Below are 18,051 nucleotides of genomic sequence, written 5' to 3'. Positions count from 1 at the left end.
GTATGGGCCCGGCGCCGGTTGATCGGCCGGTCGCAATTCCCCATGAGAAACGATCTCGCCACATGACGACTGGACGTCGATGACCCGGATTCCCGCCCTGGCGGCGCTGCTGACCCTTCCCTTCCTCGCCGCGCCGGCGGCCGGCCAGGGCGCCGCGACCGGCGCGCCCGCGGGGACGCTCCGCCTTCAGTCGACGGTCGCGGCGGTACGCATCGCGCCGCTGCAGCGGCTGCCGCGCGCGCCCGCCTCCGCAGCGGGGCCGGGCCGCACCGCCTGCGGGCACCAGTTGGAGGAGGCGCGCACGCCGGCCGGCCGCGAGGTCGCTCTCGCGGGCTGGGGCGTGACGGGGGAGGTGGCGATCGGCCCTTACCAGGCGGTCAGCTTCGTCGGCGCCTTCCAGCGCGGCACCAGCGGCACCTGCCTGCTCGGCGATGCCAATATCGGCATCTTCCGCGGCACCGAGCTGCTTGCCGTCGCCTATGCGCCGCCGAACGCGTCCCGGACGATCGGCCGCGCGGTGGCGCTCGAGCGGGACGGGTTGCGCATCTGGGACGGCGACTATCTCAACCAGCCGCTGGCCGATCTGCGGATCGGCGCCGATGGCAGCGTGACCGTGCAGCCGCTGGCGGCCCAGGAAGCGGTCTGCGACGGCGCCGCCAGCATCCCCAACATCTACGGCCGCCCGATCAACGAGGCGCGGAGCCTGCTGCAACGGAGCGGCTGGGCGCCCGCCGTGAGTCCCGGCCGCGCGGAGCGGGAGCGGCTGGACGGGCGCGTGGCCGATCTCGTGCGGCGCGGCGTGCCGGAGGTGGAGGATTGCTCCGGCACCGGCATGGGCTTCTGCGGCTACACCTATCGCGGCGCCGCCGGCACGCTCAGCGTGACGACCGTGGGCGAGGGCGACTTCCCGACCGTCGCCGGCTACAGCGCGCGCTGCGGCGCTCCGGGCTGAGAGACCTTTTGGAAAAGGCTGCGGGTCGGTTTGGCGGATCTTTTCCGCCCCTGCCGCGCCGGCTTCCTTGCCGATGCAACCGGCATCGGCAAGGAAGCCAACACCCCAGGGACAAAAAAATCCCTCGCCAGCCCTCCGCCACCGTTTCCAAACAGCCTCTCAGGCGCCCTATTGAGGCTCACGCCGGCTTCGCCGACACTCGTGCCATGAGCGCCTCCGCATGGACCCCACGCGGCGACGCCGAACGAGCATGCGCAAGACAGCGCCCGCCCCGGAGCCCTTCCGATGTCCGCCGCCGATCCCCAGGCCGAGCTCACCCCCGGCCGTGACGAATTCTTCTGGCTGGGGGCGATCAACAAGGCCAGCACGGTCATCAATACCGATGAAGGCCTGCTGGACCCTGCCTTGGCCCCGCGCATCGCGGCCGGGCTGCGCGCGGTGCTGCGGGCCGGCGACCGTCCGGGTGGCCAGCGCCCCGTCCTGGTCATCACCTTCGAGCCGCTGCTGATCGAAGCGGCGGGGGTGGAGGCGACGCTGCTGCATGCCGGCCGGTCCAGCCAGGACATGCTGGCCACCGTCCGCGCCGCGATCCTCCGCGACGAATTGCTGCGCCTGGCCGGGCAACTGCGCCGGACCACCGGGACCATGGTGCGGATGGCCGCGGCCCATGCCGGCACCATCGTGCCGAATTACACCAATGGCGTCGCCGCCCAGCCCAACAGCTATGGCCATTATCTGCTGGGCCATGTCGCCGGGCTGGAACGCGATGCGGCGCGGTTGCGCGAGCTCTATGCCCGGCTCGACCGGTCGCCGATGGGCACCACGGTGCTGAACGGCACCAGTTGGCCACTCAACCGCGACCGCATGGCCCGGTATCTCGGCTTCGCCGCAACGGTGGACAATGCCTATGACGCCGCGCAGATCGCCGCCGCAGAGATCCCGGTCGAACTCGGTGCGCTCGCCACCGCCATCGCGCTGCATGCCGGTGCCTTCATCCAGGACGTGATGGTCCAGTATGCGCAGCCGCGGCCCTGGATCCTGCTGCGGGAAGGCGGGGGCAATACCTATGCCTCCAGCGCCATGCCGCAGAAGCGCAATCCGGGGCTGCTCAACGATGTGCGCGGTGAGGCTTCGCGCGTCGCGACACTCGGCATCGGCCGCGCCATCCAGGCGCACAACATCCCGCCCGGCATGAACGACGCCAAGGATGTGCGCGACAATGTCGCCGTGCTGAGCGGCGCGACCCGGATGCTGGCCGGCTGGGAGCGCATCCTCATCGCCCTGGTCATCAGCCCTGAGCGTGCGCTGGAGGAGCTGAACAGCGACTGGACGGCCTCCCAGGAAGTGGCGGATGTGCTGATGCGGGCCCACAGGCTGCCGTTCCGCGTCGGGCACCATTTCGCGTCCGACGTCGTCAGCCATGCCAAGGCGCACGACATCCGCCCCAGCGACTTCCCCTATGCCGAGGCGCGGCGGATCTATGCCGCGACGCTGGCGGCCATGAACCTGCCCGTCGGCGAATTGCCGATGAGCGAGGCGGAATTCCGCGCGGCGCTGGATCCCGTGGCCATCATCCGCAACCGCGCCACCGCCGGCGGCCCGCAGCCGGCGGAGATGGTGCGCATGCTGGCGGCGGCGCACCAGACCCTGGCCGAACAGGCGGCGTGGATCCAGGCGCGACGCCAGCGGATCGACAGCGCGCTGGCGGGGCTGGATGTGGATTTCGCGCGGCTGGCCGACGGGGCCTGAAGCAGGCAGGCCCGTGGTACGGCCGCGCCTCTGCTCCATACCAACGGACCGGTCGCTTGACCGGTCCGAGGCCGCGAATGCGGCCCGCCGGTAGTCCGGCGTCACGCCGGAGGCGTGCTTCGCACGACGCCAAGCAACCGGAGGTTTGCGCGTCACGCGTCAGCGTGCTCTTCGCACGACGCGTTTGAGGGGGCCTCAATCGTGCCAACGATTGAGGCCGTTGGTATCAGGCCAGCTCCATGTTCCAGAAGACCAGGACCAGGTCGACGACCACGCCCCGGACATTGTCGCGATGCCCGGTCACCACCTTCGATCCGCCGAGCGGCACGGTATAGGCCTCCTCGTTCGACAGGCGCTGTAGCTCGGTCGCGATCGCCTGCTGCCGCGCCGGATCGGTCTCGAAGGAGAAGGCGTTGCGCAGCTCCTCCAGCCTGGCGTCCTCGACCCAGCCGACATAGCCACGCGCGCCGCGGCCATCGAGGTTGAGGTTCACGATCGGGTTCATCAGGTCGAGATTGCTCCAGAGCCCCCAGGCGATGCTCCAGCCGCCCTGCTCCACCGGCACGTTGCGGGCGCGCCGTGCCAGCAGCCCATTCCAGTCCATGGTGTCGACCTGGACGTTCATGCCGATCGATCGCAGCAACTGCTCCGTCACCGGCGCCAGCGCGCTGCCCGAAGGCAGGTCGGCGGGATGCAGGATGATCACCTTCTCGCCGGCATAGCCGCTTTCGCGCAGCAGGGCGCGGGCGCGTTCCAGGTTGCCCTGCGGCCCCGGGACATCAGCGGCGTAAGGAGATTCGCAGCTCAGGACGGAGCTGCATTCCTGCGCCAGGCTGTCATCGCCGATCTGCGCGTCGAGATAATCCTTCTGCCTGACCGCCGCCATCACCGCCTGGCGCACAAGGCGGTTGTCGAAGGGCTGCTGCGCGCTGTTGAAGCGCATCAGCATGAAATTGCCGAGGCCGCGCGGCTTCAGCACCACGCCGCGCGTGCGGCGGGCGAGCGTCATCATGTCCGGCGGCACATTCTCCAGCACCTGGATCTCGTTGGTGAGCAGCGCGTTCACCGCGGTCTGCGAATCCGCGATCTCCAGCCACTCGATGCGGTCGACCTTCGCAAGCTTGCCGCCGGCGAGGCCGCTCGCCGGCTCGTCGCGCGGCACATAGCCCGCGAAGCGCTCATAGACCACGCGGTCGCCGGGCCGGTGCTCGGCGGCGACGAAGCGGAAGGGGCCGGAGCCGACCGCCTCCGTGATGCGCTGATCGGCCGGCAGCTCCGCGATTCGCTTCGGCAGCACGAAGGGCACCGGGCCGCCGGGCTTGGCCAGCGTCTCCAGCACCAACCCATAGGGCCGCTTGAGCACCAGGCGGAAGCGCTCCGCATCGATCGCTTCGAGCGTCTCCGTGACATTCATCAGCCGCGTGCCCATCACGTCGCGCGCCGCCCATCGCCGGAGCGAGGCAACGGCATCGGCCGCGGTCACCGGCGCGTCGTCATGGAATTTCAGCCCGGGGCGCAGGCGGAACGCATAGGTCAGGCGATCGTCCGAGACCGTCCAGTCCCGCACCATCTGCGGCTGCGGCTTGCTCGCCTTGTCCATCGCGAAGAGCGTGTCGTAGACGAGGTAGCCGTGGTTGCGGGTGATATAGGCGGTGGTCGCGAAGGGATCGAGCACGCCGAGCGGCGCATGCATCACCGCCTTGATGACGCGGCGCCCCTGCGCATCGGCACGCGGCGCCGCGAGGGTGGTGGTCGCCAGTCCGACGCCGGCCTGCAGAATGGTGCGACGTGAGCTGATGAGGGGCATGTCTGTCTCTCCTCCTGAGCGTGATGCTTCAGCGTGATGCGGCGCGGCCGCGGCGCGGGTCGGGCCAGAAGGAGACGCCCTGCCGCGCGAGGCCGCCGCCCCAGCCCATCGGCGTGCCGTCGGCCCGCCAGCAGGCGGCGCCGGTCATGCGGCTGCCGTCGAACAGGATGGCGCCCATGCCGCCCGCCACATGGTCGGTGGCGACGATCGGATGGCCCATGGCACGGAGCGCATCATGCGTCTCGGCGGGGATGCCGCGCTCGACCTCGGCATCCGGGCCATGGGTGAAGACGCGCGGCGCCTCCACCGCCTGCTGCACCGTCATGCCGTGGTCGATCAGGTTCATGACGAACTGGAAGACCGCCGAGGGGATGCGGTGGGCGCCGGGCAGGCCGACCGCGAAGAGCGGCGCGCCGCCGCGATAGCCGATCATGGCCGAGATGCCGCTGGTGATGCGCTTGCCTGGTTGGAGCGACAGCGCATTCCCCGGATGCGGATCGAAGAGGAACATGTAGTTGTTCGGGATGATCCCGGTGCCGGGGATCATGATGCGCGCGCCGAACAGGCTGTTGATGGTCTGGGTCGAAGTGACGATGTTGCCGTGCCGGTCGGCGATGGTGACATGCGTCGTATTGGCGGATTCATTCGACAGCACGCGCGCGCCGAAATCGCGGGCGCGGGACGGATCGATCTCCGGCCGGCGCAGGTCCCCGTATTCTTTCGAGATCAGCCGCGCCACGGGGACATCGACGAAGGCGGGATCCGCGGTCGCGGCGCGACGGTCGGCGGCCGCGATCTTCAGCGCCTCCAGCACCAGGTGCAGCGTCGCGGTGGTGCCGAAGCCGGAAGCGCCGATGTCGAAGCCTTCCATCAGGTTCAGCATCTGCAGCACATGCACGCCGCCCGAGCAGGGCGGCGGCGGGCCGATCAAGGTGACGCCGCGATAGGTGCCGCGCACCGGCGCCCTGATCTCGCTGCGATAGCCAGCGAGATCCGCCAGCGCCATGGCCGAGCCCTGCGCACGGAGATGCTCGACGATGCGGGCGCCGAGCGCGCCGCCATAGACATGGGCGGGCCCGTGCTGCGCGATCTCGCGCAGCGTCCGCGCATAATCCGGCATGGTCAGCCGGGCGCCTTCCGCGAGCGGCTGGCCGCCCGGCAGGAACAGCGCCGCCATGCCGGGATCATCGGCCAGGTCCGCCGCCGTCTCCGCGATGCAGGCGGCGAGATAGGGCGTGACGCGGAAGCCGCGCGACGCGTGGCGGATCGCCGGCTCCAGCACCGCCTCCAAGGGCAGGGTGCCGTGGCGCTCCAGCGCCTCGCACCAGGTCTTCAACGTGCCGGGCACGCCGACCGCCAGCGCGCCGACGCGATTGGCGCGGCCCTCGGTCTCCATATAGTCCGGCCAGGTGTCGGAGACGGGTCGGTACATTTCCGGCCGCGCCGCTTCGGGCGCGGTCGCGAGGCCGTCGAGCGCGAGCTCGGTGCCGTCGGCGAGGCGGATCAGCGCGACGCCGCCGCCGAAGAAGCCGACCATCATCGGCTCCACCACCGTCAGGGTGAAGAGCGCGGCCACGGTCGCATCGATCGCATTGCCGCCGGCCGCCATCATCTCGAGCGCGGCGGCGGAGGCGAGGGGGTGGTTGGTGACGGCCATGCCGCCTTCGGCGGTGACCGGCGTCTTCTCGGTGGCGAAGGAAGCCCCGGCGCGCGGGCGCCCATCATCGGTTCGCATGGGCGTGAGTATTGAAGCCGAAGCGGTGCGGGTCCAATAGGCGCCGGCATCCTTTTCGATAAGCCGGACGTCTGATTTGGGAAGGGGGCCGTTACCCCCTCAGCCTGGACTGCCGCGCCAGCGCTATGAAGCGGCGCACCACCGGGGAGGCTTCCCGGCGCCGATGCGCGACCGCCATCTCCGCCGTCACGCCCGCACCCTCCATCGGCCGATAGGCGACGCCCGGCAGGCGGATGCAGCGCAGGCTCTGCGGCACCAGCGCGACGCCGAGCCCGACCGCGACCAGGCTCGCGATGGTCACGAAGTCCCGGCCCTGCGGCCCGAGCCGCGGGTGGAAGCCGGCGCCCTGGCAGGCGAGCACGGTGTGGCGGTGGAAGCTGACGCCGGCCGCGTGCTCGGGGGTGATGAAGGTCTCGCGGGCGAGTGCGGCCAGGCGCACCGCCTTGCGCGCGGCTTCGGGGTGGCTCTCCGGCAGGACGATGGCGACCGGCTCCTGCAGCACGGGGAAGCTGGTGACGCCGGGCGGCAGGGAGACCGGCGGGCGGATGAAACAGACATCCAGCCGGTCGGCGGCGATCGCCTCCAACTGCTGCTGCATCGCCATTGCGGTGACCTCGATCGCCACATCCGGATGCGCCTCCCGGAAGCGGCCGAGGATCGCGGTCAGCACGCCAGTATAGGCGGCGGAGGCGACATAGCCGATGGCGAGCCGCCCGACCTCGCCCTGGCCGGCGCGGCGGGCCGCCAGCAGCACGGCGTCGGTGCGCGCCAGGATGGCGCGCGCCTCGCCGGCCAGCAGTTCGCCGGCCATGGTCAGGCGCACGGCGCGGCGGCTGCGGTCAAAGAGGGCCGTGCCGATGATCGCTTCCAGCGCCCGCACCTGCTGGCTGAGCCCGGGCTGCGCGATGCCGAGGCGCTCCGCGGCGCGGCCGAAATTCAGCTCCTCCGCGACCGCCAGGAAGTAGCGGAGATGGCGCAGCTCCAGCCGGGCGGCGCGGGCGGTGACCAACCAGAACTCCTGCTTATCGTCGGGCCAGGATACTGGCTGAGGCGGGGGCGGCCGGAAACAGGCTTGCTCCCGTATCGCGTCCTGGCGCCTCGAGCCGAGCGGCGCCGAACCCGGCTGACCTTTTGCTCACCCCGTCACGGCAGGTTCAGCATGATCCTGTGCGCCGCTGCAGGCGTGCCCTGGGGCAGGCGCGGCCGCAACCGTGCGGCCAGCAGATGCACGCCCGGATGCCCCTGCGCCTGCGGCAGCTCGACGCTCGCCTCGGCGAGTGGCCCGTCTTCCGTGCAGAAATCCCGCAGCCAGGCGTTCAGCGCCTGCGCTGCGGCCGGCGCGCCGCGCCCACGGTGCAGCTCATGCGCCGCGCGCAGCGCGAGCGCCTGCAGGAAACGCCCGGTGCCCAGCACCCAGGGCAGCCGCGCGGCCAGCGCCGCATCGGCTGTCGCCGCGGCCGCGTGGTAGCGCGGCGGCCGGTGCAGGCTGGGCGCGGCCGGCAGGGCGGCACGGTCGGCGCCGCGCGGCACCAGGGCGACAAGGCCGAGGGCGGTCAGCGCCGCGTCCCGATCGCCGGGATCGCATTCGGTGGGCATGCCGTCGATCGAAGGCAGGCCGGCTTCCGTGCCGTCCTCCCAGCCCTCGATCCCGGTGGCCCAGCCCTCGCGCCGGAAGGCCGCGGCGATGCGCGCGGCGGGCACCCAGGCGCCGCCCGTCCAGCGCGGTGCGCCCTCGCCGGCGGAAGCCAGCACGCGCGGCCCCACCAGCGCCAGGAAGCGCGCCTCCCCGCTCTCCCGCAGGCCGCGCCAGGCGATATAGGCCGCCCCCTCATGCGCGCGGGCGAGGTCCCGCTTGCCGGGCAGCGCTGGCCAGCCGTCCAGATCGAGCAGCGCCGGCGACGCATGGGCGAGCACCGGCACGAAGCCGTCCTCCCCCGCCGCGGCCAGGCCCCGCAGCGCCTGGATATCCTCGCCGCCCCCATCGAATGCCATGTCGGCGAGCAGCAGGCCGAAGGGTTCCCCGCCGCCGAGGCCCTGCTCCCAAAGCAGCGCGGCGAGCTCGCTCTCCTTCGGGTCCGCGGCGGTGCGCTGGTCGCGGATGACCTCCCGCCTGGTCAGCGGCAGCAGCTTCACCACCACCGGCGCTGCCTCCTGCGCCGCGGCCAGGCGGTGCAGGGATCGCCAGGCCGCCTCCAGCGCGACGAAGCGCGGATGGTCCAGGATGGCGGATTGCAGGGCCGCGATGGCGCGCTCGACCTTCGCGAGCGCCGCGGGATCGCCGCCGGCGGCACCCGGGGAGGGGCGCGCCGCTTCGGTCGCGGCGATCACCAGGTCCAGCGGGTTCTCCTCGCCGGGGATGGGCTCGGGCATGCCTCTTCTCCGCATCTGCTCAGCGCCGGGTGGCGCGAAGGCGCAGGGCCTGCCCCCGCCGCGCTCCCGTTCCGATATCATAACACATCCGTCTTGCCGGCCAGCCCGGCCGGCGCCCGCCGTAATGCTTGCGATATGGCAACGCTTTCGCGCAGACTGTCCCGAACGCCTGGAGGATGCGGGATGGGGCAGCTCTGGAACAAGGTCACGGTCCCCGCCTGGAATGACGGGTACTGCGAATATGCGATGGACCAGATGCTGCTGCCGGGCGCGGTCGGCGATGGCACCTGCTTCGGCCTGGCGGCGCTCTGGCTGAAGAAATTCACCTACGGCAAGGACTACGCCTGCGACGGCAATTACGAGGTGCGCTCGGTCAGCGACATGCCGCTCGCCGTGCAGGTGCAGAAGACCTTCGACAGGGAGATTGTGGCGCATGACGAGCCCTGGCCGGCGATCACGGCCGCACTCGCGCATCTCGACTTCAAGATGGTGCACGGCTACGCGCAGCGCTCCGAGAGCGGCGTCGGCGCGTCCGGCCTCTACAACATCATCAACGCGGGCGGCGCGAAGGCGAAGGGCGGGCAGGGCGGCTACATCGTCGGCCTGCGCAGCAAGTATGGCGCGGCGCATGCCTTCGCCATCGTGAACGCCGATGACACCTGGCACATGTTCGATGCCAATTACGGGCGCTTCAAGGTTCCCGACGAGACCTTCTGGAACAGCCACGTCTTTCAGAACTTCCTCGTCGACTACATGAAATCCGGCAAGTCCGGCTACACCGCGACATACAATGGCGGCTGGCTCACCTGCCGGGTCTGGCCGCGGAGCTGGGGCTGACCAGGTCACCCATGGGCTCCTGAAGCTGGGCTTCGATGGCGGGTTTGTCGATCACCGACCACACCTCGGCGATTTTCCCGATGCGGAATGCGTAGAAGACGTTCTCGCTGAAGCGCACGGTCCTGCCATTCACGGGCAGCCCGAGGAAGGTGCCCCTGGGCGTGCAGTGGAACGCCAGGCGACTCGCGACATGCGGCGGTTCGCAGATCAGGAGCGTGATGTCGAAGCGGAGATCGGGGATCACCTCGACATCCCGCTCCAGCATCGCGCGATAGCCCGCGAGCCCGATCGGCCGGCCGTTGTGGCGCGCGTCATCGGCGACGAAGCGGCCGAGATTGGGCCAATCCCGCGCATTGAGGCAGGCGATGTAGTCCCGGTAGATGGCGGTGAGTGTCTGTTCAGCCATGGCGGCCTGGTCCCTTGCTCGGCTCCCGCGCCTCAGAAGCCGCAGAAGATGCCAGCCGCCGAGAGCGCGCGCCCGCGCAAATCAGCGCAGAAACCTCGATCCGAGCCGCCACGTTCCAGGTTGGATGTTCTGTCCTGACACCAGATCGGGCGCCGCCATCGCCATCGCCATCCCGGCCCGGGATGAGGCCGAGCGGTTGCCGCGCTGCCTCACCGCGCTCGCCGACCAGAAGGCAAGATCCTTCTCCTGGTCCGATGTGACGGTGGTCGTGGTGGCCAACAATTGTACCGACGGAACGTCGCAGGTGGCGCGAATGATGGCGGCGGGACTGCCGTACCGACTCCTTGTCGATGACGTCCAATTGCAAGAGGGGCACGCGAATGCGGGGGGAGCGCGCGCTGCGGCGATGGACGCCGCAGCTCTTGCAACTCGCAGCGGCGGCATTCTGCTGAGCACGGATGCCGACGGCGCGGCACGCCCGAACTGGCTGTGCGCCAACCTGGCGGCATTCCGTGCTGGTGCCGATGCGGTCGCCGGCGCGATCGATCTGGACCCTGTCGAATTTGTGGCGCTTCCGCCGGGCCTGCGCACGTGCTTGCGACGAGAGATCTCGTATGGGCGCCTCCTGGACCGGCTTGCAGCGCTCGTCGATCCGGAACCGCATGACCCCTGGCCTCGGCATCACTGGCACTCCGGTGCGTCGGTGGCGATCACAGCCCAGGCGTGGAAACGCATCGGAGGGCTGCCGCGCGTGGCGACGGGGGAAGACCGCGCATTGTGCGCAGCCGTGCAGCGCGCCGGGCTGACCCTTCGCCACGAGCCGGAGGCGCGGGTGACGGTCTCCTGCAGGCTCGACGGTCGCGCGCATGGTGGCATGGCGCAGACGATGAACGACCGATTGGCTGGTGCCGCCATCGCGGATCCGGCGCTGGAGCCCGCCAGACATGCCTTGCTTCGCCTGCAGGGCCGCCGGCGTTTTCGGGGCCTTCGGGAAGGCGTCATTGCCGCCGGCGACATCGCCGCCACGCTCAGGGTCAACGCATCGGCCGTGCGGCGGGCGCAATCGGCCCCGACTTTCCAGATCGGTTGGGATGCGTTGCAGGCTGCTTCCCCGCTTCTCCGCCGGCGGCCGCTCCCGATGGGCGACCTTCCCCAGGAAATCCACGCGGCGCGATCGATCATCGCCTCTCTGACCGGAGGCGGAAGAGATCGAGCCGATAGAGCGCGCGGCGCTCCTGGCGAAGGGGCGCGGCCGCTGGTCCCAACGCCGTCATGAGGGCTGCGATGGCGGCATCGCCGGACAGCGGATGATCGGTCGCGCCCGTCCAATGCACCGCGAGGATATCCGCAATCGGCGCGGCGCTGGCCGCCATGCGCGCCACCAGGCGCCCGATATCGTCGTGGTCCAGATAGTACAGAACCTCTGAAAGGACGAAGAGGTCGTAGGGTACATCCGTGTCGGGCCAATCACCGGGGACCCAGGCGGCCCGGATATCGACGCTCGGCATCTCTGCGCAGCGTCGCCGCGCCGAGTTCAGCGCGGTTTCGGCGCCGTCCACCGCGGTCAGCGCATCGCAACGGCCGGCGAGACACGCAGTCAGGACGCCGATCGAGCAACCGACCTCGAGGCCATGCCGATAGCGCGCCCGCGGGAGCGCGCGAAGAGTGTGGTCATACTTGCGGTGCTCGTAGTCGCTGGTCTCGAACCCCCAGGGATCGGGATTGCGCGCGTAGAGAGCCTCGAACCGGGCGGGGGCCACGCTCATGTCAGGTAGAGCTCCGTCGGCTGCAGTTGCAATGCCAGCGCTTCGGCCGACAGGCGGAAGCCGTCGGGAACGTCCTCGATCAATCCGGATGTTTGAGAGCGATGGGCGGCAATCGCGTCACGCTTCGCGGCAAGCCACGGGCCGGCGTCGAAACGCCAGCCGCGGGGAGCGTCCGCCAGGGTCGGTTCCTGGTCCAGTACGAAGCCCGGAAGAGGCGTCGCATACGCCCACCCCCAGACGATGTAGGAGAGCAGGAGGGTGCCCGGCCATCCTCCCACGACAACGCTCGCAATTTCGGCGGTCGCCTCGTGATCGCCGTGCGGGTCATGCCGCCATGGTGCGAGGACGACCCCCGGCGGGGCCGGAAGGATGCGCCGGATCGCATCACAGGCGGCCATCAGCCCCGGGCCTTGCCTGGGAACCGCACGATCGTCGATGCCCAGAAAGGTGAGATCGCGATCGGGGTCGAGGCCCAGAACGGCAACCGCTTCGCGAGCCTCCTCGGCCCGGGTCGCGACCAGGCGGGCGGGCGGATGACTGCGGGATCCTGGATGCGAGCCGCGACCGTCGCTGACGATGACCACATGCACGGCCCGGCCTTCAGCGGCGCAGGCGGCGATCAGCGCACCGCAACCGAGCGTCTCGTCGTCAGGATGCGGCGCCAGGACGAGCACGGGCGCAGCCCCTGCCAGGAGCGCGGCCGGGGTCGGCGCGATCGGCAGGTGCCGCCGGGCTTGGTCGAGCCAGGCACCGGCCTTCATGCCCACAGGTCCCCGGCTTCGGCCGCGGTGTCGAGAACATGCGACCCGGCTTCGGTGAGCGCCGCGTCCGGAGCCGGTTGCCGCAGATAGGTCGAGAGATCGCGCGCGATCCGCTCCAGCGGATGGCCGCGCATGAAGCCCGCGAGGCCGATCGAGCGCTGGGCCAGCTCCAGGACATCGAGCGCGGCGCGCTCGACCGCTGTGCGGGCGAGGTTGGTGTAGGCGACGGCGTCGGGCGCGCCGGATTCGGCGCGCCGCGCGGCGGCCTGGACCCAAAGCCGCGCTCCCTCGGCGGCGATGGCGGCCTGGCCGAGACGGGCCGCCTGATGCGGATTGCTGCCCCGGCCGGTTCGTCGATGATGGCTCCTCAGCGCCTCGAGAACGGCCTCGATCCCGCCGCACTGGACGGCCGCGAAGCGCCAGCCGCCGGCGGTGAAGTCCGGCTGGCGCGCATAGGCGCCAGGCGCTCCGATCCGGCGCTGGGGCGGTGCCGGCATGCCCGTGAAGTCCACCGCTCCGGATGCGGACGCGCGCATTCCCAGCGGCTGCCATCCAGAGAGATCGGCTCCCTCGCCGGGCCGCAGGGGCAGGAGCAGCAACACGGGGCCGGCGCCGCGCTCCTCCTCGGCCGTGATCAGGGCGCGGCGGACGAATCCGGCCCCCGAGCAAAGCACCTTCCTGCCCGACAGCACCTCGCCGTCGAGGCGTACGGGCGCCCGGGCATCGTCGGTGTTCCAGATCGCGAACAGGTGCCCGTCCCGGGCGTCCGCCGCGCCGAGCGCGATCTGGTCGCGAGTGCCATGCCGCAGGATAAGCCGAAGGGCATTGACGTGACCCTCGTACAACCGCCCCAGCGGCAAGCTCGCGCGGCCGATCAACCGAAGCGCCAGAGCCAGGCCGTCGGCCCCCTCCGGCGCGGTGCCGAGGCCGTGCAGCGGAGCAGCGAGAAGACCGATCCGGTGCAGCGCCGCGACCCCCGCGGCTGGATAGGCACCGTCCTGGTCGGTGGCGGCCGCCTCCCGGTCAATGGCAGGCAGCACTTCCCGCAACAACGCCGGCGAGAATCCGCATGGGCTGGACATGAGGTCAGGCATGATCAGGGGGAAACGACCGAGGCCGAAAATAGATGCCTCGGCGCCTCCCACCCGTTCGCCGGGCCGGCGGCCTCCGCCGTCACTTCGCGGAATAGGTGACGGCCTCGATCTTGTTGCCGTCGGGGTCACGGACGAAGGCGCCGTAGTAGTTCGGGTCGTATTCGGGCCTCAAGCCCGGCGCGCCGTCGCTGGTGCCGCCATGGGCGAGTGCTGCCGCATGGAACTGGTCGACCATCGCACGGCGTCCCGCCGCGAACGCCACATGGCTGCCATTGCCGACCGTGGCCGGCCGACCATCGACCGGTGTCTCGACGCTGAACAGGAACTGGCCGCTGCCATAGTCGAGCCCGGTGTCGGCATGCCGCATCGGCAGGATGCCGAGGATCGGCAGCACCGCGTCGTAGAAGCGCCGGGCGCGCCCGACGTCGTTGGTGCCGACCGAGACGTGGTGGATCATGCGCGCTCCTCCTGGATTGGCCGGGCTATTCGGCGTCAACCTGCAAGGCGCCGCGAAGTTGCGGTCGTGCCCTCCCGGCTCTTCCCGGTACGGCTTCGCCTAGTGCCGGGGGTCACAGCCAATCGCCGGCCGCGGCGATGACATGACCGCCGCGAGCGGCCTGGCGGCGGCGGTGCGGAATCCTGCGCCCGGCCTGCCGGAACCGGAGGGAGGCGCGCCCATGGACCCGCTGAGCGACCTGCTGCGCACGCTGCGGCTTTCGGGCGGCGTCTTCCTCGACGCCAGCTTCACCGCGCCCTGGTGCATCCTCGCGCAGATGAGCCCGGAGGATTGCGCGCCGATGCCGCCGCCTGCGCAGCTCATCGCCTACCACTACGTGGTCGCTGGACGCTTCTGGCTGCAGGTGGATGGCGAGCCGCCGGTCCGCCTCGAAGCCGGCGATATCGTGCTGCTGCCCCGCAATGACGCGCACCGGCTCGGCAGCACGCTCGATCTCCCGCCGGTCGATGCCGGCCGGCTGGTGCAGCCGCCGGGCGATGACGGCCTGGCCCGCATCAGCCATGGCGGCGGCGGCGAGCCCGTGCGCCTGCTCTGCGGCTTCCTCGGCAGCGCCATGCGCGACAGCCCCTTCCTCGCGAGCCTGCCGCGGGTCCTAACCTTCAGCCTGGGCGACGGCGCCTCGGGCGAATGGATCGCGAGCTCCTTCCGCTTCGCAGCACGGGAGCTGCGGGGCGGCTCCGTGACCATGCTGTCGCGGCTCTCCGAACTGCTGTTCCTCGAAGCGGCGCGCCGCTACCTCGGCAGCCTCGGTCCCGGGCAGAGCGGATGGCTCGCCGGCCTGCGCGATCCGGTCATCGGCCGCGCGCTCGCCCTGATGCATGGCACGCCCGCCGATCCCTGGACCGCGGCGGCGCTGGCGCGCGCGGCCGGGCTCTCCCGCTCGGCCTTCGCGGAGCGCTTCGCGAAGCTCATCGGGGAATCGCCGATGGGCTATCTCGGCCGCTGGCGGCTCAGCATGGCGGCCGACCGCCTGCGGCAGGGCCAGCCGATCACCCGCATCGCCCAGGAGACCGGCTATGGCTCCGTCGCCGCCTTCACCCGCGCCTTCAGCCGGGCGCATGGCGTCCCGCCGGCGGCCTGGCGCGGCGCGGGCGCGCGCGCCTCCGGCGCGACCCACTGAACCCACCGGCGTTCCGATCAATCCTTGCGGCGGCCCGGCCAAAGACGCGCTGCGCTCATGGTCCCTATACCCAGCACGCCATCCATCACATCGGAGGACCGCATCATGGCTGCAGCAACGGACAAGCTGGTGATCCTGGTCACCAACGGGATCGACCACGAGCTTTCCTCGGTCGCTTTCACCATCGCCAATGGCGGGCTGACCGCCGGGCTCAAGGTCTCGATCTTCCTCACCAGCGCGGCGATCGACCTGGTGCGCCGGCGCGGGCAGCGGATGACGCATGTCCCGCCGCTCGAGCCGCTTCTGGCGCTGATCGAAAGCTTCCAGAGCCGCGGCGGCGTGGTCTGGGCCTGCACCCCCTGCGTGCAGTCGCGCGGCTATGAGCAGGCGGACCTGCTCGACGGCATCATCATCACCGGCGCCAGCGTCATGCATGCCGAGATCAAGGAAGGTGCCGCGACGCTCTCCTTCTGAGCGGGATGCATCCTCCCGCCCCACCTCGCTGCGAGCGAGCTGCAATTCCTTGCATCGAGCCTGGCTCGCGATCGTATAGGCTGTCACGGTGAATACCGAGGCTGCTCGAACCCCGCCATCGCCGGCCCTGAAATCCGACCCCCGGCCGCCGCCGCGGGGCTGGCCGCCGGCGGCGTGGAGCCTCGCCACGACCCTCGCCAGTTGCTGGCCCATTCTCCTGCCCTACGCGCTGCTTGCCCTGCTCGCCGACACGGAGCAGGGGCGGGATGCGGTCGCGGCAACCGCCGCGGCATCGGCCTTCGGCGGCGCCGGCCTGCACGCCGCGCTGGCCCAGTCCTTCTCGGTCGTCTTCGCGATGCTGGCCGCGCACACGCTCCTGACATCGCCACGGCGTGGGGCGCGCCGGACGACCGCGACGATACGCAGCTTCGCGAAGCACGATCTGCTCGACACTGCACCCGGCATGGTGCGCTGGAAGGCCTACACCATTCGCGTGGTGCCGGGCCTGGTCGGCCTGATGGCGGGATTCGTGCCGCTGGCGCTGATCGAATGGCAAACGGCGGCGGCACCGAAGCTGTACGGCGAGCAGGCCTGGCTGGGCCTGGCGCAGCTCGTGCCCATCGCCTCCGTCTTCCTGTTCCATCGGTGGCTCATCGAGTACCGCTTCCTGAGCGGGCAATCCTTGCTGATCCTCTTCGCTTTGCTCTTACGCAAGCGAGTGGACTGGTCCTACGAGATCATCCTGTCGGTCCTGGCGCTGGCGTCCGTCGGTATCCTCCTCCTCGATCTTTCGCAGCCCATCCTGGTGATGTTCATCGCCTCGGTCCTTGGGCTCCTGGCGGCCGAGGCGCTGAGACGGGGCCAACCGCTGAAGGCCTATGTCCCGAGCCACGCCGCGATCTGGGCCTGCACGGCGATCGCCCTCTGCGGAGGCGTCCTGCTGGCGCTCGACCCCGGTTGGTGGGGCATGACCGCCGGCACCTATGTCGTGGCGGCAGTGTCGCTGAACGCCTGGCTCGGCTTCGCCATCCTCCTCTGGCGGTTGCTGGGCGCCACCCTGGCCGGCTTCGCCGCGATCCTCACCACGATCCTCGTGCTCACGGGGCCTTTCGGCGCGGCCACGGTCCGCTTCGTCCCGCCCGAACCGACGCCTGCGATCTCCGCCAGGGAGCACGCGCTCGAATGGCTGCGCGCGCGGACGGATGACATAGCGCGCACGCGGGGCCGCTACCCCGTGTTCATCGTGACCGCCGATGGCGGCGGCATCCGGTCCGCGTGGTGGACGGCGGGCATCCTCGCGCGCATCCAGGCCATGTCGCCGGAGTTCTACAGGCGAAGCTTCGCGCTCAGCGGCGTCTCAGGCGGCAGCCTTGGGGTGGCGGTCTTCGCCGCCCAGGCGGCGCAGGCCGCGGATGGGCTTCCCGATCGCGAGAGATGCGCCGCCGGCGTCTGGCCGGATTGCGCCGAAGACGTCCTGCGGCAGGATTTCCTCGGACCGGCCCTCGCCGCGATGCTGACGGTCGACCTGCCGCGCAGCGCCACCAGGACAAGGCTCCTGCCGGATCGCGCGGCATCGCATGAGGTCTCCTTCGAAGAGGCCTGGCGAAGCGCGGCGCATGCCGGCCATTTCGAGGAGCCGTTCGGCGCCCTCTGGCGCGGCGAGCGGCGGCGGTTTGCGGTGCCTCTGCTGCTGCTCAACACGACGGACGCGGACACCGGACGCCGCCTGGTCCTCGCGCCGGTGACGCTCGGCGACGACACGCCCGAACGGGGCGACCTGGCGCCACTGCTCGGCGAGCGCGAGGTCCGCCTGAGCACGGCGGTGCTGCTGAGCGCGCGCTTCCCGGGCATCAGCCCGGCGGGCCGTGTGCCGGTGGAGCGCGCGCCGGGGCATGAGTATCTGATCGCGGATGGCGGCTATGCCGACAACTCGGGTGGTGCCTCGGCCCAGGAGGCCCTGCGTGCGCTGCTGGGCGCCGCCACCGAACTCGGCATCCTGCAGCGGATACAACCTGTCGCCGTGGTGATCACGAATGATCCCGTTCCCCCCGAATCACCACCGCCAATCCCGCCCCCGGTCAGGTCGCGCGATATCGGCGTGATCGGCGCCCTGGCCGGCCCGGTCGCGACGCTCGACCGGTTGCGCCAGGCGAACACCCAGCGTGCACGCGAGGCGTTCCTGTCGGCGGTCCGGTCGGCGGATGGCTGCGTGCTGGACGGCTTCAAGCTCCGGCGGGACGAGACCACCACCTTCGTGCTCGGCTGGATGCTGGCCCCGCAGGCGCGCAACGCGATGGCAGCGCAGCTTGCGCAGATGGAGAGCGAGGAGCGTTCCGCCCTGCGCCTCGCCGCGGCGCTGGCCCAGCCGGCTGACAGGCCATTGCCGCCGTGCCCATCCGTCGACCCTTCGGCCTCGGGTAACCAGCGCGGCGCTGCGGCCATCGTTCAGTGATGCTGCGCGAT

16 protein-coding genes are annotated in these 18,051 nt (G+C 70.9%); 7 read left to right on the top strand and 9 right to left on the bottom strand.

What is annotated here, in order from left to right; genetic code table 11:
• Positions 1-79 precede the first annotated feature (79 nt).
• Complete coding sequence (locus GXW71_RS13965; RefSeq protein WP_211853137.1) at positions 80-952, top strand: hypothetical protein; 873 nt, start codon at positions 80-82, stop codon at positions 950-952.
• 285 nt (positions 953-1,237) lie between these two features.
• Positions 1,238-2,701, top strand: a complete 1,464-nt coding sequence (locus GXW71_RS13960) for a lyase family protein (RefSeq protein WP_211853136.1) — start codon at positions 1,238-1,240, stop codon at positions 2,699-2,701.
• 226 nt (positions 2,702-2,927) lie between these two features.
• Here the strand turns inward: GXW71_RS13960 and GXW71_RS13955 are convergent, their stop codons facing one another.
• The 4 genes from GXW71_RS13955 to GXW71_RS13940 all read right to left on the bottom strand — a co-directional run bounded on the left by GXW71_RS13955 (position 2,928) and on the right by GXW71_RS13940 (position 8,613).
• Positions 2,928-4,508 (bottom strand): ABC transporter substrate-binding protein, encoded by a 1,581-nt coding sequence (locus tag GXW71_RS13955; protein ID WP_246526556.1) that lies wholly within the window; start codon positions 4,506-4,508, stop codon positions 2,928-2,930.
• Positions 4,509-4,536: 28 nt separating this feature from the next.
• Positions 4,537-6,243, bottom strand: coding sequence for a gamma-glutamyltransferase (gene ggt / locus GXW71_RS13950; RefSeq protein ID WP_246526555.1), 1,707 nt, complete (start codon positions 6,241-6,243; stop codon positions 4,537-4,539).
• A gap of 91 nt (positions 6,244-6,334) precedes the next feature.
• Positions 6,335-7,252: a LysR substrate-binding domain-containing protein gene (locus GXW71_RS13945; RefSeq protein WP_246526554.1), complete on the bottom strand. Its 918-nt coding sequence runs from the start codon at positions 7,250-7,252 to the stop codon at positions 6,335-6,337.
• A gap of 134 nt (positions 7,253-7,386) precedes the next feature.
• On the bottom strand, positions 7,387-8,613 hold the full coding sequence (locus GXW71_RS13940; protein WP_211853135.1) for a type VI secretion system contractile sheath domain-containing protein: 1,227 nt from the start codon (positions 8,611-8,613) through the stop codon (positions 7,387-7,389).
• Positions 8,614-8,796: 183 nt separating this feature from the next.
• Between GXW71_RS13940 and GXW71_RS13935 the strand changes: the two genes are divergently transcribed.
• Positions 8,797-9,450 carry a YopT-type cysteine protease domain-containing protein gene (locus GXW71_RS13935; protein ID WP_211853134.1) on the top strand — a complete coding sequence of 218 codons (654 nt, stop codon included), beginning with the start codon at positions 8,797-8,799 and terminating at the stop codon, positions 9,448-9,450.
• Here GXW71_RS13935 and GXW71_RS13930 read toward each other — a convergent pair.
• Positions 9,416-9,856 (bottom strand): ester cyclase, encoded by a 441-nt coding sequence (locus tag GXW71_RS13930; RefSeq protein ID WP_211853133.1) that lies wholly within the window; start codon positions 9,854-9,856, stop codon positions 9,416-9,418. The two genes, GXW71_RS13935 and GXW71_RS13930, sit on opposite strands and share 35 nt — an antisense overlap.
• 124 nt (positions 9,857-9,980) lie before the next feature.
• Between GXW71_RS13930 and GXW71_RS13925 the strand changes: the two genes are divergently transcribed.
• Positions 9,981-11,132 carry a glycosyltransferase gene (locus GXW71_RS13925; protein WP_211853132.1) on the top strand — a complete coding sequence of 384 codons (1,152 nt, stop codon included), beginning with the start codon at positions 9,981-9,983 and terminating at the stop codon, positions 11,130-11,132.
• Here the strand turns inward: GXW71_RS13925 and GXW71_RS13920 are convergent.
• From GXW71_RS13920 to GXW71_RS13905, 4 genes are all read right to left on the bottom strand, one after another.
• On the bottom strand, positions 11,035-11,622 hold the full coding sequence (locus tag GXW71_RS13920; RefSeq protein ID WP_211853131.1) for an SAM-dependent methyltransferase: 588 nt from the start codon (positions 11,620-11,622) through the stop codon (positions 11,035-11,037). The two genes, GXW71_RS13925 and GXW71_RS13920, sit on opposite strands and share 98 nt — an antisense overlap.
• Positions 11,619-12,383, bottom strand: a complete 765-nt coding sequence (locus tag GXW71_RS13915) for a PIG-L deacetylase family protein (RefSeq protein WP_211853130.1) — start codon at positions 12,381-12,383, stop codon at positions 11,619-11,621. The genes GXW71_RS13920 and GXW71_RS13915 overlap by 4 nt, the downstream gene beginning before the upstream one ends.
• Complete coding sequence (locus GXW71_RS13910) at positions 12,380-13,465, bottom strand: acyl-CoA dehydrogenase family protein (RefSeq protein ID WP_211853129.1); 1,086 nt, start codon at positions 13,463-13,465, stop codon at positions 12,380-12,382. Before GXW71_RS13910 ends, GXW71_RS13915 begins: the two co-directional genes overlap by 4 nt.
• Positions 13,466-13,556: 91 nt before the next feature.
• Positions 13,557-13,934: a VOC family protein gene (locus GXW71_RS13905; protein ID WP_211853128.1), complete on the bottom strand. Its 378-nt coding sequence runs from the start codon at positions 13,932-13,934 to the stop codon at positions 13,557-13,559.
• Between the two features lie 220 nt (positions 13,935-14,154).
• Here GXW71_RS13905 and GXW71_RS13900 point away from each other — a divergent pair, with 220 nt between their 5' ends.
• The 3 genes from GXW71_RS13900 (at position 14,155) to GXW71_RS35450 (ending at position 18,040) form a co-directional block, all read left to right on the top strand.
• A complete protein-coding gene (locus GXW71_RS13900; RefSeq protein ID WP_211853127.1) occupies positions 14,155-15,114 on the top strand; it encodes an AraC family transcriptional regulator in 960 nt (319 codons plus the stop codon).
• A 105-nt stretch (positions 15,115-15,219) separates the two neighbouring features.
• On the top strand, positions 15,220-15,588 hold the full coding sequence (locus GXW71_RS13895; RefSeq protein ID WP_211853126.1) for a DsrE family protein: 369 nt from the start codon (positions 15,220-15,222) through the stop codon (positions 15,586-15,588).
• An 88-nt stretch (positions 15,589-15,676) separates the two neighbouring features.
• Complete coding sequence (locus GXW71_RS35450; RefSeq protein WP_211853125.1) at positions 15,677-18,040, top strand: patatin-like phospholipase family protein; 2,364 nt, start codon at positions 15,677-15,679, stop codon at positions 18,038-18,040.
• The last annotated feature ends 11 nt before the right edge of the window (positions 18,041-18,051 follow it).

It is taken from the genome of Plastoroseomonas hellenica (genome assembly GCF_018129085.1).
GTDB classification, from domain to species: Bacteria; Pseudomonadota; Alphaproteobacteria; order Acetobacterales; family Acetobacteraceae; genus Plastoroseomonas; species Plastoroseomonas hellenica.
Note: the sequence above shows the minus strand (reverse complement) of the source record. Positions and strands in the feature narration are given on the sequence as shown.